Origin of the sequence: Amphibacillus sp. Q70 (assembly GCF_052055485.1) — a bacterium.
Lineage (GTDB): Bacteria > Bacillota > Bacilli > Bacillales > Amphibacillaceae > Amphibacillus.
Genome location: NZ_CP197171.1, coordinates 26,959 through 50,615, shown reverse-complemented (window position 1 = coordinate 50,615; position 23,657 = coordinate 26,959). Strand labels below are relative to the sequence as shown.

At 36.3% G+C, this 23,657-nt stretch carries 21 protein-coding genes; 16 read left to right on the top strand and 5 right to left on the bottom strand.

Annotated features, from left to right (window positions below; translation table 11 throughout):
* Positions 1 to 199: 199 nt before the first annotated feature.
* The 5 genes from ACS127_RS00230 to ACS127_RS00210 all read left to right on the top strand — a co-directional run bounded on the left by ACS127_RS00230 (position 200) and on the right by ACS127_RS00210 (position 5,732).
* Positions 200 to 1,753 carry a xylose ABC transporter ATP-binding protein gene (locus tag ACS127_RS00230; protein WP_440896467.1) on the top strand — a complete coding sequence of 518 codons (1,554 nt, stop codon included), beginning with the start codon at positions 200 to 202 and terminating at the stop codon, positions 1,751 to 1,753.
* A complete protein-coding gene (locus tag ACS127_RS00225) occupies positions 1,750 to 2,919 on the top strand; it encodes a sugar ABC transporter permease (RefSeq protein ID WP_440896466.1) in 1,170 nt (389 codons plus the stop codon). The genes ACS127_RS00230 and ACS127_RS00225 overlap by 4 nt, the downstream gene beginning before the upstream one ends.
* Positions 2,920 to 3,269: 350 nt before the next feature.
* On the top strand, positions 3,270 to 4,727 hold the full coding sequence (locus ACS127_RS00220) for a glutamate--cysteine ligase (RefSeq protein WP_440896465.1): 1,458 nt from the start codon (positions 3,270 to 3,272) through the stop codon (positions 4,725 to 4,727).
* A 93-nt stretch (positions 4,728 to 4,820) separates the two neighbouring features.
* Positions 4,821 to 5,231, top strand: coding sequence for a hypothetical protein (locus ACS127_RS00215; RefSeq protein WP_440896464.1), 411 nt, complete (start codon positions 4,821 to 4,823; stop codon positions 5,229 to 5,231).
* A 57-nt stretch (positions 5,232 to 5,288) separates the two neighbouring features.
* Positions 5,289 to 5,732: a phosphate-starvation-inducible PsiE family protein gene (locus ACS127_RS00210; RefSeq protein WP_440896463.1), complete on the top strand. Its 444-nt coding sequence runs from the start codon at positions 5,289 to 5,291 to the stop codon at positions 5,730 to 5,732.
* Between the two features lie 217 nt (positions 5,733 to 5,949).
* Here the strand turns inward: ACS127_RS00210 and ACS127_RS00205 are convergent, their stop codons facing one another.
* Positions 5,950 to 6,591: an FMN-dependent NADH-azoreductase gene (locus ACS127_RS00205; protein WP_440896462.1), complete on the bottom strand. Its 642-nt coding sequence runs from the start codon at positions 6,589 to 6,591 to the stop codon at positions 5,950 to 5,952.
* A gap of 190 nt (positions 6,592 to 6,781) precedes the next feature.
* Here ACS127_RS00205 and ACS127_RS00200 point away from each other — a divergent pair, with 190 nt between their 5' ends.
* Positions 6,782 to 7,351, top strand: a complete 570-nt coding sequence (locus ACS127_RS00200) for a TetR/AcrR family transcriptional regulator (RefSeq protein ID WP_440896461.1) — start codon at positions 6,782 to 6,784, stop codon at positions 7,349 to 7,351.
* Positions 7,352 to 7,528: 177 nt separating this feature from the next.
* A complete protein-coding gene (locus ACS127_RS00195) occupies positions 7,529 to 8,422 on the top strand; it encodes a patatin-like phospholipase family protein (protein WP_440896460.1) in 894 nt (297 codons plus the stop codon).
* A gap of 54 nt (positions 8,423 to 8,476) precedes the next feature.
* Here the strand turns inward: ACS127_RS00195 and tnpB are convergent, their stop codons facing one another.
* On the bottom strand, positions 8,477 to 9,628 hold the full coding sequence (tnpB, locus tag ACS127_RS00190; RefSeq protein WP_440896458.1) for an IS200/IS605 family element RNA-guided endonuclease TnpB: 1,152 nt from the start codon (positions 9,626 to 9,628) through the stop codon (positions 8,477 to 8,479).
* 235 nt (positions 9,629 to 9,863) lie between these two features.
* Here tnpB and ACS127_RS00185 point away from each other — a divergent pair, with 235 nt between their 5' ends.
* The 4 genes from ACS127_RS00185 (at position 9,864) to ACS127_RS00170 (ending at position 15,009) form a co-directional block, all read left to right on the top strand.
* Positions 9,864 to 10,742: a S66 peptidase family protein gene (locus ACS127_RS00185; protein WP_440896457.1), complete on the top strand. Its 879-nt coding sequence runs from the start codon at positions 9,864 to 9,866 to the stop codon at positions 10,740 to 10,742.
* Between the two features lie 144 nt (positions 10,743 to 10,886).
* On the top strand, positions 10,887 to 11,324 hold the full coding sequence (locus ACS127_RS00180) for a MarR family winged helix-turn-helix transcriptional regulator (protein ID WP_440896456.1): 438 nt from the start codon (positions 10,887 to 10,889) through the stop codon (positions 11,322 to 11,324).
* Positions 11,325 to 11,360: 36 nt separating this feature from the next.
* Positions 11,361 to 13,100, top strand: a complete 1,740-nt coding sequence (locus tag ACS127_RS00175; RefSeq protein WP_440896455.1) for an ABC transporter ATP-binding protein — start codon at positions 11,361 to 11,363, stop codon at positions 13,098 to 13,100.
* Positions 13,093 to 15,009, top strand: a complete 1,917-nt coding sequence (locus tag ACS127_RS00170; protein ID WP_440896453.1) for an ABC transporter ATP-binding protein — start codon at positions 13,093 to 13,095, stop codon at positions 15,007 to 15,009. Before ACS127_RS00175 ends, ACS127_RS00170 begins: the two co-directional genes overlap by 8 nt.
* A gap of 565 nt (positions 15,010 to 15,574) precedes the next feature.
* Here ACS127_RS00170 and ACS127_RS00165 read toward each other — a convergent pair.
* Together ACS127_RS00165 and ACS127_RS00160 are read right to left on the bottom strand one after the other, a co-directional pair.
* Positions 15,575 to 16,825 (bottom strand): L-lactate MFS transporter, encoded by a 1,251-nt coding sequence (locus tag ACS127_RS00165; RefSeq protein ID WP_440896452.1) that lies wholly within the window; start codon positions 16,823 to 16,825, stop codon positions 15,575 to 15,577.
* 265 nt (positions 16,826 to 17,090) lie between these two features.
* Positions 17,091 to 17,603, bottom strand: a complete 513-nt coding sequence (locus tag ACS127_RS00160) for a DUF3221 domain-containing protein (protein ID WP_440896451.1) — start codon at positions 17,601 to 17,603, stop codon at positions 17,091 to 17,093.
* A 165-nt stretch (positions 17,604 to 17,768) separates the two neighbouring features.
* Between ACS127_RS00160 and ACS127_RS00155 the strand changes: the two genes are divergently transcribed.
* Genes ACS127_RS00155 through ACS127_RS00135 form a run of 5 tightly spaced genes read left to right on the top strand, consistent with a single transcriptional unit; the run spans position 17,769 to position 22,699 of the window.
* On the top strand, positions 17,769 to 18,695 hold the full coding sequence (locus ACS127_RS00155; protein ID WP_440896450.1) for a hypothetical protein: 927 nt from the start codon (positions 17,769 to 17,771) through the stop codon (positions 18,693 to 18,695).
* A 12-nt stretch (positions 18,696 to 18,707) separates the two neighbouring features.
* Positions 18,708 to 19,331 carry a DUF4129 domain-containing protein gene (locus ACS127_RS00150; RefSeq protein ID WP_440896449.1) on the top strand — a complete coding sequence of 208 codons (624 nt, stop codon included), beginning with the start codon at positions 18,708 to 18,710 and terminating at the stop codon, positions 19,329 to 19,331.
* Position 19,332: 1 nt separating this feature from the next.
* A complete protein-coding gene (locus tag ACS127_RS00145) occupies positions 19,333 to 20,460 on the top strand; it encodes a DUF4350 domain-containing protein (RefSeq protein WP_440896448.1) in 1,128 nt (375 codons plus the stop codon).
* Positions 20,461 to 21,390 carry an AAA family ATPase gene (locus ACS127_RS00140; protein ID WP_440896447.1) on the top strand — a complete coding sequence of 310 codons (930 nt, stop codon included), beginning with the start codon at positions 20,461 to 20,463 and terminating at the stop codon, positions 21,388 to 21,390.
* Positions 21,344 to 22,699: a DUF58 domain-containing protein gene (locus ACS127_RS00135; protein WP_440898183.1), complete on the top strand. Its 1,356-nt coding sequence runs from the start codon at positions 21,344 to 21,346 to the stop codon at positions 22,697 to 22,699. Before ACS127_RS00140 ends, ACS127_RS00135 begins: the two co-directional genes overlap by 47 nt.
* Here ACS127_RS00135 and ACS127_RS00130 read toward each other — a convergent pair.
* Positions 22,679 to 23,650: a stage II sporulation protein M gene (locus ACS127_RS00130; protein WP_440896446.1), complete on the bottom strand. Its 972-nt coding sequence runs from the start codon at positions 23,648 to 23,650 to the stop codon at positions 22,679 to 22,681. The genes ACS127_RS00135 and ACS127_RS00130 overlap by 21 nt on opposite strands.
* Positions 23,651 to 23,657: the final 7 nt, after the last annotated feature.

The following is a 23,657-nucleotide window of genomic DNA, read 5'->3' as shown; positions in this document are numbered from 1 at the left end:
TATATAGTGAATGGTTGCTTTACACCAGATATATCTAGTTAACCCTCAATTCTTTTTAACTGGGCTCGTCTTTTTACTAGTGAAATAATTCTCTCATTATTGTAAGCGCCATCATTATTTGTGAATGTTAGAGGATGATATGCCGTTACACTGTTCAGGTTGCTATACTTGCAGAAAAAGTGTGAGACCCTGATGCAAAATGAATCTTTTTATAGAAGGAGGGGAAAATGTGAGTGAATTTGCTTTAGAGATGATCAATATTACTAAAGAGTTTCCTGGTGTCAAAGCATTGGAAAATGTAAATATATCAGTTAAAAAGGGTGAGATTCATGCATTGTGCGGTGAAAATGGTGCAGGAAAATCTACACTCATGAAAGTCTTAAGTGGTGTTTATCCGAATGGTACTTTCTCTGGGAAAATAATTGTTAATGATAAAGAAGTGCACTTTAACAATATAACGGAGTCACAGGATGCTGGTGTTGCAATCATTCATCAAGAATTGGCACTTATTCCTGAAATGACAGTTGCAGAGAATATTTTGCTAAGTAGTGATCTGATGCGTAGCAAAATCATAGATTGGGATCAATTATATATAGAAGCACAAAAATGGCTTAAAGAGATTGGTTTAGAGATTGATCCTCAAATGAAATTAGGAGAATTAACGGTAGGAAAACAACAGCTTATTGAGATTGCTAAGGCACTTACTAGAAATGCAGATATCTTAATCTTGGATGAACCAACCTCTGCCTTAACAGGAAGTGATACACAAATATTATTTGGCATACTCAATAAATTAAGGAGCAGAGGCGTTACTTGTATTTATATTTCTCATAAGCTGGACGAAGTATTGGAATTAACAGATACAGTTACTGTCTTAAGAGATGGGCAAACAATCGATACCAAGTCTACTAAACTTTTAACAGAAAGTGAAATTGTAACCAGAATGGTGGGAAGAGAACTTACAGACTATTACCCCTATGAGCCACGTATGATTGGTGATGAAGTTTTTAGAGTTAAAGATTATTCCTTTATAAATAATGACACGCAGGAAAAATTAGTGAATAATGTATCCTTTTCTCTTAGTAAAGGTGAAATTTTAGGCTTCTCAGGATTGATGGGAGCGGGTAGAACTGAACTATTTATTAGTTTGTTTGGAGGTAATCAAGGTACCAAAAGTGGTGAAATCATTTTAGATGGCAAACCAATTAAAATTAATAATACAGCTGAAGCGATTAATCAGGGGTTAGCATATGTATCAGAGGATCGTAAAAGATATGGACTTGTCTCTGAAATGAGTATAATGAAAAATACTTCACTCTCCTCACTAGATAAGATAACTAGTCGTTATTTGCTAGATTCCTTTTCTGAGGTAAATAAGGTTGAGGAAATGACTGATAAGGTAAATTTAAAAACGCACAGTTTAGAGGCAAATGTTAATCAATTAAGTGGAGGTAACCAACAGAAGGTTGTATTAAGTAAATGGTTACTCACAGATCCTAAAGTATTAATTTTAGATGAACCCACTCGGGGGATAGATGTAGGAGCTAAAACTGAAATCTATAAAATTATCAATGAACTGGCTCAACAAGGAGTTGGAATCATTGTTATTTCATCAGAATTACCAGAAGTATTAGGTATGTCTGATCGAATTATAGTTATGTCTGAAGGTAACATAACTGGTGAATTAACTCGTAAAGAAGCAACACAAGAAAAAATTATGAAATATGCTACTATGAGGGGGGAAGATAGATGAGTAACGAAGCAGTTAAACAAGTGAAAAAAGTAAAATTAAATTTTAAATTTAATATTCAGGCTTATACACTTATTTTTGCTTTGGCGATCATTATAGTTCTTTTTGGGATATTAACAGGTGGAGAATTTTTAAGTTCTCGTAATATATCTAACTTATTTGTACAAATGACCGTTATTTCAGTGTTAGCAATTGGAATGACCTTTGTGATTGTCTCATCCCATATTGATTTATCTGTTGGTTCGTTAGCAGGCTTAACTGGTGGAATAGCGGCTATTTTACATGTTTGGTATGGTTGGAATACAGGCATAGTTGTATTGATTGCTATTCTCGTTGGTGCCTTATTAGGGTTATGGCAAGGATGGTGGGTTGCTTATCGGTCAGTTCCAGCGTTTATTGTCACATTGGGTGGTATGTTAATATTTAGAGGTATCCTAATAGGAATTAGTAGAGGACAAACTGTAGCTCCTTTAGCCCCAAGTTTTAGAATGATTGCTAACAGTTATTTACCATATGGTCTTGGCTATGCCTTGGCTATTATCGGTATTGCACTTTTGTTTATTTTTAGGTGGAAAAATCGAAGTAAGCGGCAAAAAATGGGCTTAAAAACCGCAGCACCCATAATAGATTATGGTAAGATTTCTGCTTATACGATTGGTATTGCTGTTATAACTTATATGCTTAATCGTTATTATGGAGTGCCGACACCAACATTAATTGTTATCTTGTTAGCTAGTATTTTTATCTTTATATCTTTAAAAACTGCTTTTGGTAGAAGAATTTATGCTATTGGTGGGAATGCTGAAGCAGCTTCATTGTCGGGAATTAATATCAAGCGGAATACACTGTCTGTATTTGTGATAATGGGTGCACTTGCAGGAATAGCAGGTGTTATTTTAACAAGCCGTTTAAATGCTGCAACGACAGGGGCTGGTGATATGTATGAGCTAGATGCTATCGCAGCTTGTGTAATTGGTGGTACGAGTTTAGCTGGAGGAAGAGGAAACATTGTTGGAACTATTATAGGTGCTTTAATTATGGCAAGTATTGATAATGGCATGAGTATAATGAATACACCAACATTTTGGCAACATATAGTAAAAGGCTTGATTTTAATTATTGCTGTATGGATAGATATGGCTAGTAAACAAAAAACAGCTAATGCTTAAGCCTATCCAATTAAATGAGAGGTATGGAACTTCGCAGCATATCTCATAAAAACGTTAACCTAGAATCATCGTTGTCAGATGATTCTAGGTGTTTTTTATTACTCAAAAAATAATTAAAGATGTCAATACTATTTCTAAATGAGATAATTTATATGAAATCGGAATATGAAAGATACATGATTTTAATGAGAAAAAATATAATGATAAGACAGTTTAATTATTACTTTTTTAAAAATATGTTAACATTTATATGCATTACTATTTGAATATGCTATGATAAAATGATTTTATTTTAGAGAAAAGATAAATAGATTAAGGGTTGGGATAATGTGGTTTATACGTTTAGTCAAATGCTTACATTTTTTAAAGAGAATCATAAAAGTCACAGGCTATTATCAGGTCAGTGGGGGATAGAGCGAGAAACGCATCGAATTAATCATGATGGATCGATCGCATTAACACCGCATCCCAAAGAGTTTATTGAAAAGCAAACAAATCATCAAATAACAGTTGACTTTGCAGAGAATCAGCTTGAATTTGTAACAAAGACGGGTAGTAATTTAGACCAAGTTTTTAACGAATTGGAACAAATTTATCAGCGAGTGAATCAAAGTATTAATGGGGAATTAATGTGGCCATTTAGTATGCCCCCCCGTTTACCTGCCGAAGAGAGCATTCCCATTGCAAGCTTTCCACATTTGCAGGATGGTCAAAAAAAAGAAATTTACCGGCGAGGATTAGCAGTTAGATATGGTAAGAAGTTGCAAATGATTTCAGGTATCCACTATAATTACTCATTTGACGACCAATTACTCAATTTATTATATAAACGATTCAGTTCAAATCAGTCGAAGCAGGCTTTTAATAATGAACTCTATCTGAAAATTGGGCGTAATATGCTGAAGTATCGTTGGCTATTAATTTATTTATTTGGCGCTTCTCCAATTGCTGATTCAAGTTATCAGTCCGTTTTTGAGGATAAGATTGAATCCAATAAGTCAGAATGGTTAACGCAATGCTTTGATCAAATGAATTTAAGTAAGCATGCAACCTCAATACGTTCAAGCCGTTTTGGTTATTCAACGGAAGTAGAAGATAAGTACCAGGTTTCTTATAATCATTTAGATCAATATATTGCTGATTTACGAAATATCATATTAACTGAGAACAAACGCTATGCAGCTATCGGTACTGAAAAGAATGGTGAAAAAATTCAATTAAATACAAAGGAACTTCAACATGAAGGAGAATTCTATGCCCCTATTCGGTTTCGACAAATAGCTCGTTCAGATGAAACATTACTTGATGCGCTAGAACAACGTGGGATTCAGTATTTTGAGTTACGTCTAATTGATGTCAATCCATTTGCTAAGTTGGGGTTAACGAAGGAACAAGCTGAATTTATCCACTTATTCATTTTGATGTGTTTGTTTGAAGAAAATGATGGTTTATCAAAACAAGAGCAAATTTTAGCTAATAAAAATCATCAAATGGTTGCTCTATTTGGTCGACAACCTGGCTTGAAATTATACCAAGCTGATGGAGAAGAAGTGTTACTAAAGACATGGGCTCGAGATATTTTTAAAAAAGTATCTACAATCGCAGAATTATTAGATCAAGCCACTAATAAAACCTATTATCAAGATATTGTTAAGGCAGAGGCGCGTAAGCTCGACGATATGTCATTGCTTCTTAGTGAACAGATCGTTACTGAAATGAAACGTCATGATGAATCTTTTCTTGATTTTGGTTTACGATTAGCCCGTCATTATCAGCTTTCTCAATCTCATATTTGTAAAAATGCTTAATAACAATTCACTGAAAAATGTTAAAGCAGATATGTTTTGAAAAGTGATTTTCTAATGGCTATGCTATAATAACGAGAAAGGAGGGGTCTAATCTTGGCAAATTTTAAACAAAAAATAGCGCAATTTATGCAAGGTCGTTATGGTATTGATCAGTTATATATGACGAACTTGGTTCTTTATTTTGTCTTACTGATCATTCAACGTCGTTTAGCAATTCCTTTTCTTGATATACTGCTAATCATTTTAATTATCTGGACTTTTTATCGAGTTTTTTCCAGAAATATTGTTAAACGGCAGGCAGAAAATCAAGCCTTTCTTCGTTTTATCTCTTCAATTAAAGCGAAGACTTCTTTATTTTTTAAGCGAATAAAAGATGTAGGGACACATCGCTATCGCCGATGTCCACATTGTAAAACGACTTTGCGTCTTCCACGGAAAACAGGAGTACATATGGTAAGATGCCCACGTTGCCAACAACGTTTCCAGGTTAAAGTCAAGCTTTAACCGATTGGTAAGGTTATTTTGTTAAATAACCAATGCTTGTAGAAATGAGTGATAGCTGTGAACGAAAAAAATAAAAATAAAACTGTTTTAAAAAAGATTGGTCAGAAATTTTCAGTTATTATCATGGGAATCGAAGTTTTTCTTGCCGCATTAATTATTATTGCAGTTGTCATAGGGGCGATTGCTTTAATTTTCACGACGATTCAAGAAGGCGTCGTTGTACAGTTATTAGACTACGATAACTTTCAAAAACTTTTATCTTATTTGCTTATCCTTATCATTGGTCTTGAACTCTCGATTATGTTGATCAAGCACCAACCAAGTAATATTGTTGACGTGATGATTTATGCGATCGCTCGAAAAATGTTAATTTATTCAACTGATATGATCGAAATATTAACGGCTGTTATTTCAATTGGTATTTTATTTATTATTAAAGTATCACTTAAAAGAGCAAAATTGGATGATGTCTCTGCTGAAAGTACAAAAAAGCGTCCTTGATCGACCGAAACGAGTGGTCAAGGACGCTTGTGTTTTAATGGGAAATTAAGATACTGGTCTACCTCAAATTCTTTAGCGCTCCAAGTACTTTGTTTCATTTTAGTGAAGGACAAAATTTGGTTGGATAACGGATTACGGATTTGAAGTCAGTCAATTTCTCCGGTAAAGGGATAAGACAAACCGGCATTTTTTAAATGTAGAATGAATGTAAGTTTGACTAAAATGACTTATTACCGAGCTTTTGGGCGACAGTTTTGACTTGCTCTAAGCCTTCCTTGATAATTTGGTCTGCTTTATCTGGTGTTGCATTATGGCCTTCAATGATCACTTCATCAATAATTTCCATTCCGAAAATGCCACTGAATGCCGTACGCATGTAGTTCACAGCCATTTCCATCGGTGATGTTTCTGGCGTTGAATAGATGCCGCCACGTGCATTTAAAAGGATGATTTTTTTCTCTGGGATAAGTTGAATCATGTTTCCAGCTTCATCATAGCTAAATGTAAAACCAGTAGAGAAAATGTAATCAATAAATGTTTGCAGTTTAGCAGGAATAGTTAAATTCCAAAGTGGGAAGGCAAAGGCAATAACATCAGCTTCAGTAACTAAGTCCATTGCTTTTTGTTTCGCATCAAGTAGGGTTTGTTCCTCTTTTGATGGTGCTTCATGTGATTCGATTTTTGCGAAGCCGCTGAATAAGTCTTGCCCTAAGTATGGTGTTTCCTCTTGATAAACATCATATATTTTGACATTGATTTGATCATTTTTGGACACTTCCTCCAAGAAGATGTCATACATTTTACTACTGATCGCCACATCCGAAGGACGGTCATTCGCTTTAACAATTAATAAATTCATTTGGTAAATCCCCCTTAATCTATTTTACAGTCAAATTTTCTATTTTGCGCAAATCTTTTTATTAAAGATTTGAGAACTGTATAATTTGTAGTATAAATATATTTTCAATTCGAGACAACCAATAAACATCGAAAAGTATCGGATAAACAACGAATTGAATAAAATGTTGAAAAGAAATGGAGTAAGACGATTGAAAAGAAAACTAGATCCTCGAATTATTCGAACCAAAAGTTTAATCATGAAATCATTTACCAAACTTTCTGGAGAAAAGCGATTTAATGCGATCACTGTAAAAGATATTACAGAGGAAGCGACTGTGGATCGTGCAACTTTCTATTATCATTTTAGGGATAAATATGATTTGATGGAACAAATTCTGCTTGAGGATTTGAAAGTTTATGTTATTAATCCCTGTTTAGAATATGAACATATTGATGAGATAACCTTAAAAGAGGTTTTTCTTTCATTAGTTAACTTTCATGGATTAGTATTCTCTCATTGTTCAAAAAGTTATCAGACTTTCCGTTTTTCGATTGAAAAAATGGTTAAAAATAAAATGGCTGAACAGTTTCATCGATTATTGTGTAAACAAAATCAGCTTAATGATACTGAATTACCGCAGTTTCCGGCAATTATTTTAAGTTGGGGAATCTACGGTTTGTTAAATGAATGGGAGAATAATCAAAGTTTAGATCCTGAACAATTGATTATTGATGCTATACCTAACTTACTGGCTGGAATTTCCCCGGCTATACATTGAACGACTCACCATTTAATTTCTAACGAAATTTGAAGTGGGAGTCATCGGTCGGTAATCGGGTAAATTAAGTAATTGTTATGAAGGCTTTAAAATTCAGTTGTTTAAGTAAAGAGATCGTATTATTCAGATAAATTTGTTATAATAAGGAATTAATATCAGGATGGGAGGAATGGAAATATGCAACAAGATATTGGTTTAGTCTTGGAAGGTGGAGGAATGAGGGGAGTTTATACCTCTGGTGTATTGGATTCTTTTATGGAGCAAAATTTATTCTTTCCTTATGTTATTGGTGTTTCTGCTGGTGCTTGTAACGCTTTGTCGTATCTGTCTAGACAAAAAGACCGTAGTCGTTATATAAATGTTAACTTTGCTAATGATCCCCGTTATATGAACTATAAAAACTTATTAAAAGGTGAGGGTATTTTTAATATGAACTTTCTTTTTAATGACATTGCGAATGATTTAGTTCCATTTGATTATCAAACATTTGAATCGATATCTGAGCAGTTAGTCATTCCAACAACAGACTGCCTAACTGGACAAGCTGTTTATTTCGATAACTATCATTCAGAACAAGTAATGACGGCTGTCCAAGCCTCGAGTAGTTTGCCTTTAGTTGGAAAATCTGTTGAATTGGCTGGTCATACTTTACTTGATGGCGGTATTGCCGATCCGGTTCCAGTTAAGAAATCAATTGAAGATGGAAATAAGAAGCAAGTTATTATTTTAACTCGACCAAAAGGATACCGAAAAAAACGATTTCGTGCAAGATTGACTGCACGAATGATCTATCCTAAATATAAGAAATTAATTCAAGCACTTGATAAACGTCACCATATCTATAATGAAACATTAGCTTTTATTGAACGTTTAGAAAAAGAAGGAAAGGCTTATGTTATTCGACCAAGTGCGAATGAACAGGTGAAACGAACCGAAACTGATCCAGAGAAATTAAATGCTTTACATCAAGCGGGTTATCAAGCTGGACAGAGCCATGCCCAAGCCTTAAAAAATTGGCTTGAAATAGAATCAGAATTGTATGTGTTGAACTACTCACCCCTTAATTTCTAATGAAATTTGAAGAGGGAGATTCCTAAGAACACCAACCTAATGGTTGATTATTGATTAGGCGATCCCTGTCGTACCGACAGTTAGAAGTCTGATGGCTTCAACTTCAATATTTTTACTTGCGTTAAGATCTCGATCGTGTGCTCTATGGCATGAAGGACATTGCCACATGCGTAAGGCGAGATGCTTAACGTCTGGATGTCGATAGCCACAATGCGAACAAAGTTGACTAGAAGGGAAGTTTTTGGCGATGGCTACGACTTCCTTTCCGTACCACTTGGCTTTGTATTCAAGCATCGTACGGAATTCTGACCAGCTGACTTCACTAATGGCTTTTGATAATCGTTTGTTTTTGAGCATGTTAGATACTTGTAAGTCCTCAATACCAATGATGTCGTGATTCTTGACAATTTCAGTACTGACTTTATGCAAGTAATCTGTTCTGACATTTTTAATTTTTTCGTGAATACGAGCGACCTTGACCCGTTGTTTTTGATAATTTTTCGCTTCATGAAGGGGTTTTCTATCTTGCTTGGCTTGTTTATATCGTCTGGACAGTTTGCGTTGTTCTTTTTCTAATTTGTTTTCTAGCCTGCGTAAACATCTAGGGTTCTTATACGTCGTCCCATCTGAAAGTGTGGCAAACGCTTTGATGCCCACATCGACCCCTGTTGATTGCTTCGTTTGAGGGAGTGAGTCTACCTCTGTCTCAACAAGGATAGAAATGAAGTATTTACCACTTGGATGTCTTCTAATCGTAGCATTTAGAAGGCGTCCATCGACCTCACGACTTTTAGCGAACTTGACAAGCCCTAATTTTGGCAGCTTGATTGTATGGCCCACGACTGCGATATTTCCGTTCGTGTGTTTCGTTGTATACGATTGGGTCGGGTTCCTTTTAGACTTAAATCGTGGGGCGTTCGTTTGTTTGTTAAAGAAGCGCGCAAAAGATTCAGATAGATGTTTGACACTTGATTGAATGGCAATACTATCGACTTCTTTTAGCCACTCATATTCCTGCTTTAAAGCGGGAAGCTGTTTAGAGCATGAACGATAGTTGAGTCCTTTACCCGTTTCCTTGTAAGTTTCATTCCACTTGGCTAGAAAGTGATTGAAAACAAACCGTGAACAACCGATCGTTTTATTCATGAGGATTTGTTGTTCTTTATTCGGATAGAGGCGGAATTTATAGGCTTTATTGACTAACATCATCTCACCTCACTTAATAGGAATATATGTTCTCATTATATCATAAGGGAGATGTTTTGGCTAGCGCCAACCCACATTCATCTCCCACTTACTCACGGGGCGATGCCCTTCATGTTCCTAGAAGTGGGAGTCTTCTGTCGGAAATCCGATAAAAATGATTAATAAAAAGGATGTTGATTACACTTAAATATATCAAGCTTGACAATGATTAAAATGAAGTAAAAGAGGTGGTTATATGCTTGGAAAAGGTGACCAAATTGGTTTAATTGCTTGTTCGGATGGCAGAAGTCTCGATCAAGTAGAAAAAATAAAAGCAGTTAAGCAGGTGTTTGCTAGCTGGGGATTAAAAGCAAAAGAGGCTCAAACAATCTACCAGCAAGAGGGGTGTTTTTGGAGTGGTAAGCCAGAGAAACGAGCCCGTGAGCTGATGAAGCTTTATTTAAATCCAGAAATAAAGGCAATCTTTGATTTATCTGGTGGAGATAGTGCTAATCAAGTGTTACCCTATCTCGATTTTGAAAAAATTGAACAGTGTAGCAAACCATTTTTGGGTTATAGTGATCTGACTGTTGTGCTCAATAGTTTATTCAGTCAAGCCAATCATCCCAGTTATCATTACCAAATTATTCATCTTGTTGGTGAAGACTATCTTAAACAACAAGAGCAACTCTATCGCGTTTTATTTGATCAAGCCCCACCTATTAGCTTTGATTATTATTGGCTTTATGGCAAGGAAATGTCAGGTACGATGATCGGTGGCAATATTCGTTGCTTATTAAAATTAGCAGGAACGAATTATTTACCTAATCCTTCAGGAAAAATCCTCTTTTTAGAAAGTAGAAGTGGACTAGCCAATCGGATAGCAACCTTTTTTGCTCAGCTTGATCAAATAGGTTATTTTGAAAAGATAAGTGGTATTTTGTTAGGGGAATTCTCCGAACTTGAACAAAAAGAGGGTTTGGTATCTTTAATTGAATTGATTCACCCTTATCAGGAGCGTTATCAGTTCCCTGTCGCTAAAACAGATCAAGTTGGACACAGTGTTGATAGTCATATATTAAGGCTGGGTGTCCCTTATAAATTTACTGCCCAAGGCATTCTACCTCAACGCTAAACATACATAGGAGGAGAATGCTTCTTAATTTCATTGAATAGATTAGCCAATTACAATTTTTCAACTTTTATAAGTTAAATTTGTTGACAATAAACATATGAATAGCGATAATAGATAGCATGCTATGTATCGGAGGGGTTATTGGTGTCAGAAGATATCATCTTTTATATTAGACTCGTTTATTTTGCCTTAGAACGGGAAAAAAATATCTACTTCGAAAGTCAGAATTTGACCTCATCGCAAGGAGATATTTTACTTTTTCTTGGTGGTGCCAAACGGTGTCAAAAGGAAGTCAATCAAAAAGATATTGAACAGCACTTTAGATTGACAAACCCTACAGTAACGGGTTTACTTAATCGATTAGAGGAAAAGGGATTTGTTGAACGGAAAAAAAGTCAGGCAGATGGCCGAAACAAATTGATCTTTTTAACCGAAAAAAGCTTGGCTATTTTAGATCGATTTAGAGATCATAAATATATTATTGATGAAAAACTTTTTCACAATATTAATCAGAGTGAACAAGAAATGATTCTGGATTATTTAAAGAAATTTCTTACTAATTTGAACAATGACACCCGATGAAAAAAGTAAGCAACTAGGAGACAGGAGGTAGAAAAGATGGTAAAAAAACTATTGCCATTTTTAGGCGAATATAAAAAAGAAACACTATTAACACCAGTTATGGTGGTAATGGAAGTTGTCCTTGAATTAATGATGCCATTTTTGATGGCACGGATTGTGGACTATGGTATTCAAGGTGAAGGCGGAATGCCCTATACGATCCGAATCGGCTTATTGATGGTTGGACTTGCTGTTTTGGCTCTTGTTTTTGGCGGATTAAGTGGAAAATATTCTGCCGTTGCAGGGATGGGTTTTGCCAAAAACCTTCGAGCTGGTTTGTTTAGTAAAATTCAAACCTACTCATTTGCCAATGTGGATAAATTTACGACAGCATCCTTAGTAACTCGATTAACGACAGATATTACCAATTCACAAAATGCGCTGATGATGCTTCTTCGTATGGCGGTTAAAGCCCCGATTATGTTGATTGGAGCTTCTATCATGGCCGTTTCAATTAATCCACGACTATCGATGATTTTTTTAATTACCATTCCGATATTGGGTATTTCTCTTTATTTAATTGGAAGCCGTGCACACCCCAGATTTCTTGATATGTTAGAAAAATACGATTTATTAAATGAAAAGGTTCAAGACTTCATTGTTAATATTCGTGTAGTTAAAGCTTTTGTTAGAGAAGATCATGAAGAAGAAAAATTCGTTAACAGTGCCAAACGTGTTCGAGATGCACAGTTGAAAGCCGAAAAATTAGTTATTTTAAATATGCCGATCATGCAATTTGTTATTTACACAAGTATTGTTGCCATCCTATGGTTAGGTGGGAACATGGTTATTAATGGTCAATTCTTTATTGGAGAGTTGTCAAGCTTTATTATGTATATGATGCAAGTGCTTATGTCTTTAATGATGTTATCAATGATTTTCATCATGTTAATCATCTCTCGTGCCTCTTTTTCCCGGATCATAGAAGGCTTAGAAGAAGTACCAGTACTAGATGATGACCAGGCCGACCCAAATCTCGATTTAAATGATGGAACGATTGAGTTTAAACAAGTGGATTTCAGCTACAATCGTGACCCGAATAATTTAATATTAAATGATATTAATTTAACGATTGAATCTGGACAAACGATTGGGATCATTGGGGGGACAGGTTCTGCCAAATCAACCTTTGTCCAATTAATCCCACGGTTATATGATGTCTTAGCTGGAGAGATCATTGTGGGCGGTCATAATGTGAAGGATTATCGTTTGAAAACTTTACGCGATCAAGTAGCAATGGTACTACAAAATAATGTCTTGTTTAGTGGAACCATTAAAGAAAATTTAAAATGGGGTAATGAAAACGCGAGCGATGAGGAAGTGATTGCAGCTGCAAAATCTGCTCAAGCTCATGATTTTATCACTTCATTTCCAAATGGCTATGATACAGATCTAGGTCAAGGTGGTGTTAATGTTTCTGGTGGACAGAAACAGCGGTTAACGATTGCCAGAGCATTGCTTAAAAAACCTAAAATTGTTATTTTAGATGATTCAACAAGTGCTGTTGACACAGCGACTGATGCAGCCATTCGGGCAGAATTTGAAGAACATTTTAAAGGAGTCACGACATTAATCATTGCACAGCGTGTCAGCTCAGTATCAGATGCAGATAAGATTATCGTTATGGATGATGGAAGAATAAATGGTTTTGATACACATGATCGTTTAATGCAAACCAACACTATTTATCGAGAAATTTATGATTCACAGAGCAAGGGAGTGAATGAAGATGAGTAAGGAACCAAAAGCTGCAGGCGGACCTATGCGTGGAGGCCCCAAAGGGATGGGGAAACCGACAAATATTGGGAAGACAATCAAGAGAATAGCACATTACATGAAGGAAGATAAATGGATTTTACTAGTCGTCTTCTTCACGATTATTACGAGTGCGGGAGCTAATATTATTGGAATATCCTCCCTGCAAATTATTATTGATAATTATTTACAACCATTGATCCAAAACAATGATAGCGAGTTGATGGGAGGCTTTATTCTTGTCCTTGGTGCTGTCGCGATTATTTATTTGGTCGGGGTTATCTCAACATATACATTCAACCGTTTAATGGTTGGTGTGTCAACTCGAACCTTGTATAAAATTCGCGTTGATTTGTTTACTAAGATGGAAGCTTTACCAATAAAATATTATGATACAAATACACATGGAAACTTAATGAGTTTGTATACAAACGATATTGATACCTTAAGACAGGTTTTATCAAACAGTGTAACGGGCTTTATGAACTCATTTATTATGGTTGTTGGTGTTTTTACGATGATGGTTATTTATAGTTGGCAATTGACGATTATTGTTGTAATTATGCTGTCCTTAATGTTACTTTCTGTTCGAGTGATTGGTGGGAAAAGTGCTAACTTCTTTATGAAACAGCAACAAGAGATTGGTCGTGTCAATGGTTTTATTGAAGAGATGATTGAAGGACAAAAAGTAATTAAAGTCTTTTCACGTCAGAAAATAGTCATTGATGAATTTGAACTGTTAAATGAAGAACTTCGAAAAAATGCGACAACAGCTAATATATTTGCCAATATATTAATGCCAATCATGATTAATTTATCATATGTGCTATATGCTATTACAGCTATGGTTGGTGGACTATTTGCGATCAATGGTGCACTTTCAATCGGGACAGTTATCGCGTTCTTGCAATTTACTAGAACATTGTCACAACCGATTAATCAAGTGTCGCAACAAATGAACGCTGTCTTAACTTCACTCGCAGGGGCTGAACGTGTTCTTGATGTTATTGATGAGCAACCAGAATTTGATCAAGGACATGTCACAATGGTACCTGTTGAAGTTAATGAAAATAATGAATTAAAAGAGGTTGCTTATCGAACAGGTGAATTCGCTTGGAAGCAAGTTAAAGCAGATGGTTCTCCTGATTATACACCTGTCAAAGGAAATGTCGTATTTAACGAAGTGACCTTTGGTTATGAAAAAAATAAAACAGTTCTAAAGGGAATTTCTTTATATGCAAAACCAGGACAAAAAATTGCCTTTGTGGGTTCAACGGGTGCTGGAAAAACAACAATTACCAATTTAATCAATCGATTTTATGATGTGCCTTCGGGGAATATTAGTATTGATGGCATTGAAATCAATAAAATTAGAAAACCTGATTTACGTCGTTCGTTATCGATGGTGTTACAAGACACCCACCTATTCACGGGAACCGTGAGAGATAACATTCGTTATGGTCGATTAGATGCAACAGATGAAGAGGTCATTGCTGCGGCAAAATTAGCGAATGCAGACACATTTATTAATCATTTAGAGCATGGCTATGACACCGTATTAAAATCTGATGCTTCAAATCTTTCTCAAGGACAGCGTCAACTATTAGCAATTGCGAGAGCAGCCATAGCTGAAACGCCAATCCTTATTTTAGATGAGGCCACATCATCAATTGATACAAGAACAGAGAAGTTGATTCAAAAAGGGATGGATCGCTTGATGGAAGGAAGAACATCGTTTATTATTGCCCACCGTTTATCAACTGTTCGATCAGCTAAAGCAATCATGGTACTTGAACACGGGGAAATTATCGAACGAGGCGATCATAATCAGTTAATTGAACAAAAGGGTCGTTATTATGAATTATCAGCTGGTTTATTTGAATTAACTTAACACAAAATCACCCAGGCACCATTGGTGCCTGGGTGATTTTAATGGGTTCTATAATTTATGGGCCTGGGACAAAATTAGTCTCACGTGAATAAAAACGGTTATGTTTATCTATTTTTGATAAACATAACCGTTTTGCCTCTTTTATATTTTCCTTGTTAACGGCGGAGTATTTTATTATATTCACTGTCATTAACGCCAGACCTAATTTATCACAGATAACCGTCCGTAAAACTCGGGCCAACACGATGTTGGTCACACAAGCGTTTTCGCAAATGTTTTCGGTGGAACGAGTAACCGCAAATCACTTCGGTGGGACGAGTAACCGCAGTCCCAGTCCCAGTCCCAGGACGTGAAGACGTTAGCGCTTATTCGAACGGCTTTGGCTTCAAGTGTTGCAGCGAATTCTCATGCTTATTGAATAGTTCAGCTTTTCTCGTCATATAAAAAAGCTGTTACACAATCTATTTTTTATTGTGCAACAGCTCCTCTTTTATTTAGCTGGGTTTTGTCCCAGTCTCATTTAATAAAGATTCTTTTAATTATGCTGTGGAATTATAATAATTAATTAACTTGCTTGTTTGTGTGTAACTGTACTTACAGATTTGATGCTTTTTTTCATCAAAATGGAAACAATCAGTGCAATCGCTAATAAACCAGAAAAGATATAAAATGCAACATTATAGCTTCCAGTTGTATCATTGATAAAAGCAATAAGCAATGGTCCAAATACTCCAGCACATGACCATGATGTTAATAATAATCCGTGGATCGCACCAAGTTGTAATGTTCCAAATAAATCACTAATAAATGCGGGTAGTAATGCAAAGCTTCCTCCGTACATAGAGATAATGATAAAAATAAATACTTGTAGCAACAACGCATTCGTCACATTAGGAAGTGTTAACATTAAGACCAGTTGAACACTAAAAAACATCAGGAATACGTTACTACGTCCTACATAATCGGAAAATGCTGACCAGCCAATTCGACCTCCACCATTAAACAATCCCATAATACCAACCATTGTTGCAGCAGCGGTAGCTGTCATACCAACTTTTGATTGGGCAAAGGGTGAGGCAGCTGAAATTAACATAATCCCATTGGAAATATTAATGAACATCATTATCCATAATAACCAAAATCGGTTTGTTCGAACAGCTTCTTTGGCATTTAGTTGCTGTAAGCTGGTTTGAACCTTTTGGGCTTTGCTTTTTGAACTCTTTGTTGATTTTGTAAAAGGCATCCAATTTTTGGGTGGTTTTACAATATAAAGAGCCCCACTAAGCATTAAAGTAAAATAGATTCCTGCCATAATAAAAAACGTATTGGATAATCCAACCGTTTTTATTAACCCGGTTATGACAGGTGCTGCAATCAATGAGCCAGCTCCAAAACCCATGACAGCCATTCCAGTAGCTAGTCCCCGTCGATCTGGGAACCACTTGACGAGTGTTGATACTGGTGAAATATAGCCTAGACCAAGCCCCATTCCACCGATTATGCCATAGCCTAAATAAAATAACATGAGTGTTTCTGTTGCTAAAGAAATTCCGGTAATCAATTGTCCGGTCCCAAATAGAATAGCAGCAATAGTTGCTGACTTTCTTGGACCCCATTTTTCTACTGATTTCCCAAAAAAGGCGGCAGACATACCTAATAAAGCAATGGCAAGGGTAAAGGCAATTGTAACTGTTTTGTCGCTCCACCCAATTAAATCTGCGATTGGATTTTTTAAAACGCTATAAGCGTAGACAGATCCAATTGATAGGTGGATGGCAATAGCAGACAGTGCTATGAGCCAACGATTTTTCTTCATTATTACCTCCAATTTTACATCCACAGCATGTCTCCACTATAGCAGATTTCGTTACGTGATGTAGTGAACAATCTGTGAACAATAATTGCCTTAGTTTAATATATCATATAAGTGGAATAAGATATTTATATGGTCATTTTGTTTGATTGCTCTTTTAAAAGGATTAAAATTTCGCTAAAAGCAGAGTAAGCTTTGATAAAACTTAAGAAAAACTAATAGACTATTTAAAAATAAGTAAAGCTAAATGGATAGTAAACTTTAACTGCTATTGATCTGGCTCGGGAAATTCAATTGTTACTATATCTTCTGTCCAAATTTCAATCAAAGTGATTAACCATGTTTGCTTACTTTGATTATATTGAGTAGAGCGGACAGCAAATAGCTGGTTTGGCTGAATTTCTTTTTGAGATAGAACTTGTTTTAGTACCTCTGATTCGTTCATTATTGCTCCATCTGGTGAATCTAATTGATGAATGTTGTAATGATCGATTGTTGATTTTGCAGGATAGGATTCTTGTATTTCATTATACCAGACATCAATTTTATCCCCGCAGTTAAGTTCTTTTGGCGCATTGGAAAACCAAATCATTTGATAGAATTCTGATACTCCACCATTTTCACTTAAATCTTCTGAAGTTGTGCTGGAAACGAGTATGTTTTCATTCGATTTTTCAACAATGTATCCAGTAATATCTGGTTCTCTGTCAATAGAATTATTGCAACCCATTAAACTAGCAGTTAGTAAGACGATGAGTGTAAGTCGAATGAATTGTTGCATAGAGTTCGCCCTCCGTTAGTCTTTAGTTACTAGACGGTTTTGGTATTTATAAAGTTACAAACATTGACAAGTAAATAGGGAAAAACTAAACTTAGATAAGAGCTTTTTAATAGGAGTCTGTAAGCTTTACAGTTAAAAATTTTACTCAAAAGGGGAGATAAGCAAATGGAAAGGATTTTTTCTAGACCTAAAAGATTTGCAGAAATTTTAGATTTAACATTTAGAATTATTAAAGAGCAATTTGGTCAGTTATTTTTATTGTTACTCACTTTTTACAGCCCGGTTATTATTATTCAAGCATTCGTTCAAATTTTTTCGGGGAGAGGTTTTATACGTGATCTTACTCCTGGTGAATCATTTTTTGAACAGATTTTTAATACATACGATTTTAATGAAGCAAGTAGTACTATTATTAATCCTGCAGAGCTTTCTGGGAATCTACTCGTTGGTTTGGCAGAATTGATAATTGTTCCTATTACTACCGCTATCATTATTTTAATTGTAAAACAGCTTAAAAATAATGAAGAATACGAACTGAAAACTTTGGTGAAACAGTCTTTTACGCGGTTTTGGCCACTTGTTGGCAGTTATTTATTATTTACTATCGTTTCTGTTTCAATTATTGTTATCCCACTATCAATCATAGTTGGTATGGCTATGTTTAGCCTTTTGTCGGGAGGCGTTATCGGTGGACTTCTTCTTATTTTATTGATTCTAGCCATGTTAGTTGGGTTATTATTACTTATTACACGTTGGAGCTTCTTTTTACCGATTAGTTTTTTTGAAAGGGCTCCTGGGTTTTCAGCTAGTTTCCGTTTAACAAAAGGGCGTACATGGATGACATTTTGGCTTTATGTTACTTTAATCATTATTACAGCTTTTATCACATCAGCAGTTGAAGTTGTTTCACTTTTCTTAGGGGTAAGTGTCCTTTATACAATTATTCTTAATATTATCAGTATCTTTACAACGATGGTGTTTTCTGTTGGCTATGCAGTGATCTATTTCGATTTAGATATTCGTCAGACCGGAAATGATTTGAAGCATTTGATTGACGATTACCAAAAGCCAACAGAAGATCCTTTAGGTTAGGTGGCGAGCTTAATGAAGCAAGCTAATGCTTGGCGAGGTGTCCTTGAAGAGATATTAAGCACGGATGAATTTCAGGCGTATTACCAGGATCAACGAAATATCTTTCAACGAATTTGGGATTGGCTGAAAGAGTGGGTGACTAACCTTTTCCAAGAATGGTTTAGTGGGTTGAGCCCATCAAGCTCAATTGGCGATGCGATTCTGGTTATTTTACTGACGATTGGCTTGATTCTTGTCTGTCTACTCGTCGCATTTGCCTTAATCAATTGGCAACGTCGCAAGCGATTAAAAGACAATCAACCTTTGAAAAATTTCTCTTCCCAAACATTAACTTTCAAAGATTATCAAGAGCGCTTTGAAGAGGCAGAAGAACGAGAGCATTATCCAGAAGCGATTCGATATCGGTTCTTACTGTTGTTATTTAATCTTGAAGAAAAACAATTAATTAAAATAGAACGTTGGAAAACAAATTGGGATTATTTTAAAGAATTAACACAAATAAATGAGGATCAAGCTGAACGTTTTTATCAATTAGCTGTCTACTTTGAAGCTGTTACTTATGGAAATAAGAAAGTTAAGTCAGACGACTATCACAATTATTTGACACGTGTTCATGCTTTTGAACAGGAGGAGTAAAATGGTTTCACAATGGTTAAAAGAAAAGAAAGTCATCCTTTTATTCCTCGGATTATTTACGGTCTTAATGATCGGAAGTTATTACTTAACAGAGCAACCGCTTGAAGATTATCCGCCATATCATGTAGAATCCCCTGCACCAGACGGAACAAAGGGCTTCTATCAGTCTTTAGCACAGCTCGATTATCCTGTTGAAAAATTTACCGAACATCCAGCTCAATTGACTGGTGATCGACAGACGGCGCTTTTTTTATTCAACCCGCCAATTGGTATGGAGCAAGAAATGATTGAGGGCTATCAACAATTTGTTCAAACAGGGGGCACCGTTTTTCTTTTATTTGATCAGCCAAATGATTTATTTGAAGTCGATTTAACGTCGGTTCCAATAATGGAACAAGAGGGTGAGATTTTGGTTGGTGAAGAAACCTATACAGGCTTGCTCACTTCTGCTTTTCGAGTGGAGCCGACTAACGATGATGAGGTACTCATTCTTGATGGCTATGGCCCCATTGCGATCCGACATTTATATGGTTCAGGTCAAGTTATTCAGTTTTCCGAACCGAATTGGTTTACCAATCAAGCGATATTAGAAGCGGATCATTTGGCGATGATTAGCGAAATCATAGCTCTTGAGACTTATGATCATCTTTTATTCGAAACGTATCATGGTCAAGTGGAAACAGGTTTATCGGTTCTTGACGTTATGCCAAACCCATTGATTATGTTTGGAGTCATTGGTATTGTTGTCTCTCTTTTATATGTATGGATGAAAGGAAAACGCTATGGCCCTGCTCGTGATTTACGGGAACAAGTGGTTCGGTTTGGCGATGAAAGAATCCGAGCATTGGCGAATTGGCAAATAAAAGGACGCAACTATCATCAGAGCTTGCAAATTCAAGTCAATTATTTAAAGCAGGGTATCTTTGAACGAACGGGCATCCCCGTTACAGCGACTTGGTCAGAGTATCAAATGACTTTAGAGCAGTTGTTAAAAAATCGAACAGATGAATCCATTCAAACATTTATTAACCAATTATCTGAGTTATTGGCATCTGAGCAAGTGAATAAACAGGAATTTCTTGAGTGGACAAAAAGGATAGATGAGATTCGTAGAGAGGTGGAAGCTTAGATGAGAGAAACAATAAAGTCATTATTAACAAAATATCAGGAAAAAATCATCGGTCAAGAAGAGAATTTAAAATATTTACTTGCCGCCTTGTTGTCAGGTGGGCATGTTTTAATTGAAGGGGTGCCAGGAACGGGAAAAACACAGATGGTGAAAACGTTGGCTACACTTGTTGGTGGAGATTTTAACCGTATCCAATTCACGCCAGATTTATTACCAAGTGATATTACAGGCAGTAAAATTTTCAATATGAAAGAAAGTTATTTTCAAACTTTAAAAGGTCCTGTGTTTACGAATGTCCTCTTAGCGGATGAAATTAACCGAACACCTGCAAAGACACAGGCTGCCTTACTTGAAGCAATGGAAGAAAAACAGGTGACGATCCAAGGGGAAACCTTTCAGTTGCCTGAGTTATTCTTTGTTGCTGCCACGCAGAATCCAATTGAATATGAAGGGACTTATCCATTACCAGAGGCTCAACAAGATCGTTTTATCTTTAAATTAATGATTGATTTCCCGGGTTTAGCAGAAGAGACAAAGGTATTGACGAATGTCTTACAGGAATCGGTTGAATCTGAGGAACCTGTTGCTCTTTTCACTGAAGAAAGTTTAATTCAATTGAAGCAGGAAATTAAGCGTGTGACCATTCAGCAAGAGGTTCAACAGTATATTGTCGAAATTGTCCGCCAAACACGTGAGCAAGAAACGATCCAATATGGGGCAAGTACACGTGGAGCGATTGCAATTGCCAAAACGGCTCAAGCTTGGGCCTATTTAGCGGATCGAGATTATGTCACCCCAGATGATGTGAAACAAGTTGTTCGTCCATGCTTACGCCACCGTATTCAATTATCTCCTTACGCGGAATTGGAGGGAACAAATCTTGATGACATCATTGCGTCGCTTGTGGGCACGGTTCCTGTTCCAAGATAGAGGAATTGTTCCAACAAAACGTTTGATTTACCTTGTGTTAGCATGTGGCACTGTTTTGTTTGCGATGAGCTTTTACCGTTTCGATTTAATCATTTATAGTGGTGTTGCTCTGCTCATCATCTTACTGAGCTTGTTTGATTTACCTTTATCACCACGCAGAAGTCAGTTAAAGTTAGCTCGAATCATGCCTGAAGACATTGAACGCCATCAACAAGATGAGATTCAATTAACTATTATAAATGAAAGTGAAAAAGCAGCCCAGTTCCATTGGACAGATGATTTGCCACGCTCGATCCAAACGGAAAGACAAGCAGCGGTTGATCTGTTAGCTAATCAGTCAGTTACACTTGTTCAACCGATTCAAGCAAGTGAACGAGGTTTGTATCCTTTGAAAAAAGTCTACTTACGCTATCGCAGTTGGTTGGGTTTATGGGAAAAACAAGTAACCTTTGATATGGATGATACACTTAAAGTGATTCCGAATTTAACGGAAGCTCGTGACTATTTGCAGAGTGCTCAGAAATACTTACTGCATGAAGGGGTAAAAATTCGACGGCAAAAAACAGGTTTGGGTGAATTTTCTAAAGTTCGCCAATATGCAGTCGGTGATGACCCTCGAAAAATTAATTGGCATCAATCCGCTAAATTACATCAAATGATGGTTAATGAATACGAGCCGGAACATGGCAAACAAGTGATTTTAATGATTGATTGTGGTCGGATGATGGGGGTGGAATTGAACAAAGGGAATCGTTTGGAAAGGAGTATTGAAGCGGCTTTAACCGTTGCAACAGCTGCATTGGATAATGGGGATTATGTATCAGTGGTTGCTTTTGCTAAAGAGATTAAGGTTTATGTGCCACCAGACAAAGGATTAGCTCATTTACAAACGATTTTACAGGCAATCTATTCCCTTAGTGTGGAGTCGAGTGAATCCAATTATTTATCCGCTTTTCAATTTATTCAAACTGAACAACGTAAGCGCAGTATGGTGTTATTATTTAGTGATATCAATCAGTTTTTCCTAGATTCGCAATCCTTATTATTGATCAAACAAATAAGAAAAAAACATTTATTTTTAGGGATAGGTATTACCGATCAATGGAAACAAAAGAATATTGAGCGCTCAGCAACTACGTTAAATGAGGCAATGCGTAAAACAGTTGCTCAACAAATGGAGCTTTGGAACCGGAGAGAAAGGATTAAATGGAAAAACCTCGGCCTCGATTTAATCGAAGCCAAGGAAGAAGATCTAGCTGTGACGACGGTCTCATATTATATTGATCAACTAAATCGAGGCATGCTTTAGACGACGCCAGTAACCATAAAGCATATAGGCGCTAAAGCCTAACAAGGTGACGATGGCGACGATATACTTCACCTCGAGTGATAGATCAGCAGGTGTGATAAAGCCCTCAACAATCCCAGCGATAATGAATAGAGGGAGAGTGCCGAGTAGTAATTGAACCGATCTTAACGCATGGTATTTGAGTTGAGTGCTGCGTTTGAATTGACCTGGGACTAATAACTTGTAACCCATCAGTAAGCCGGCACCTCCAGCGATAAAAATAGCTAACAATTCAATGACACCATGTGGAACGATATAAGCCCAAAAGATATATGAACTTCCAGAATGCCAGAATAAGCCAGCGAGGGCACCAACGACAAGTCCGTTATAGATTAAGAGATAGATGGTTAATAGTCCAAATGTGATTCCACTCGCAAAGGCAAGGATAGCCACCTGGATATTATTCGTCATAATCGTAGCGGACATCATGGCCCCATCTATTTGATCGGCTTGGGTATTTGCAGCTAGTTCCTCAGGAGGTAAGACATTACTTAACGTGCCAGGTAAAAGAATTTCTAAATGAAGCAGGTCTTGACTGACAACGAGAAACCCTGCCAGACCGCCTAGAAAAAATAAGAGTGCGGCGATGATAATCGGCCGCCATTGTTCGATAAGTAAGCCAACGAACTTTTCAAGGAAAAAGTTTTTAAATTGCTTCCATGAAGAATGTTCGGTTTGATAAATGACATTATGAGCACGGCTAACCAATAGATTTAAGTGCTCAGTCACTTCTGCATCAGGAAAAAAGGTCTGACTATAGGATAAGTTCTGAGTTGCTTTTTGATAAAGTTGATCGAATGTCTCAATCGCTTGACTTGTTGGTTTAGCTCGTTGTTTATTAAAGCTTTTAATCATTTGTTCAAGCTGATGCCAATCTTTTCGATTGTGCCGAATAAATTGTTTGAGCTGCATGTAAAAA

Coding starts and splice junctions, on each gene's coding strand:
- ACS127_RS00160 (WP_440896451.1), bottom strand. CDS start 17,603: ATGCAACAATTCATTCGACTTACACTCATCGTCTTACTAACTGCTAGT.
- ACS127_RS00150 (WP_440896449.1), top strand. CDS start 18,708: ATGAAGCAAGCTAATGCTTGGCGAGGTGTCCTTGAAGAGATATTAAGC.
- ACS127_RS00230 (WP_440896467.1), top strand. CDS start 200: ATGAATCTTTTTATAGAAGGAGGGGAAAATGTGAGTGAATTTGCTTTA.
- ACS127_RS00135 (WP_440898183.1), top strand. CDS start 21,344: ATGACATCATTGCGTCGCTTGTGGGCACGGTTCCTGTTCCAAGATAGA.
- ACS127_RS00145 (WP_440896448.1), top strand. CDS start 19,333: ATGGTTTCACAATGGTTAAAAGAAAAGAAAGTCATCCTTTTATTCCTC.
- ACS127_RS00220 (WP_440896465.1), top strand. CDS start 3,270: ATGCTTACATTTTTTAAAGAGAATCATAAAAGTCACAGGCTATTATCA.
- ACS127_RS00185 (WP_440896457.1), top strand. CDS start 9,864: ATGCTTGGAAAAGGTGACCAAATTGGTTTAATTGCTTGTTCGGATGGC.
- ACS127_RS00170 (WP_440896453.1), top strand. CDS start 13,093: ATGAGTAAGGAACCAAAAGCTGCAGGCGGACCTATGCGTGGAGGCCCC.
- ACS127_RS00205 (WP_440896462.1), bottom strand. CDS start 6,591: ATGAATTTATTAATTGTTAAAGCGAATGACCGTCCTTCGGATGTGGCG.
- tnpB (WP_440896458.1), bottom strand. CDS start 9,628: ATGTTAGTCAATAAAGCCTATAAATTCCGCCTCTATCCGAATAAAGAA.
- ACS127_RS00175 (WP_440896455.1), top strand. CDS start 11,361: ATGGTAAAAAAACTATTGCCATTTTTAGGCGAATATAAAAAAGAAACA.
- ACS127_RS00140 (WP_440896447.1), top strand. CDS start 20,461: ATGAGAGAAACAATAAAGTCATTATTAACAAAATATCAGGAAAAAATC.
- ACS127_RS00130 (WP_440896446.1), bottom strand. CDS start 23,650: ATGCAGCTCAAACAATTTATTCGGCACAATCGAAAAGATTGGCATCAG.
- ACS127_RS00225 (WP_440896466.1), top strand. CDS start 1,750: ATGAGTAACGAAGCAGTTAAACAAGTGAAAAAAGTAAAATTAAATTTT.
- ACS127_RS00155 (WP_440896450.1), top strand. CDS start 17,769: ATGGAAAGGATTTTTTCTAGACCTAAAAGATTTGCAGAAATTTTAGAT.
- ACS127_RS00165 (WP_440896452.1), bottom strand. CDS start 16,825: ATGAAGAAAAATCGTTGGCTCATAGCACTGTCTGCTATTGCCATCCAC.
- ACS127_RS00195 (WP_440896460.1), top strand. CDS start 7,529: ATGCAACAAGATATTGGTTTAGTCTTGGAAGGTGGAGGAATGAGGGGA.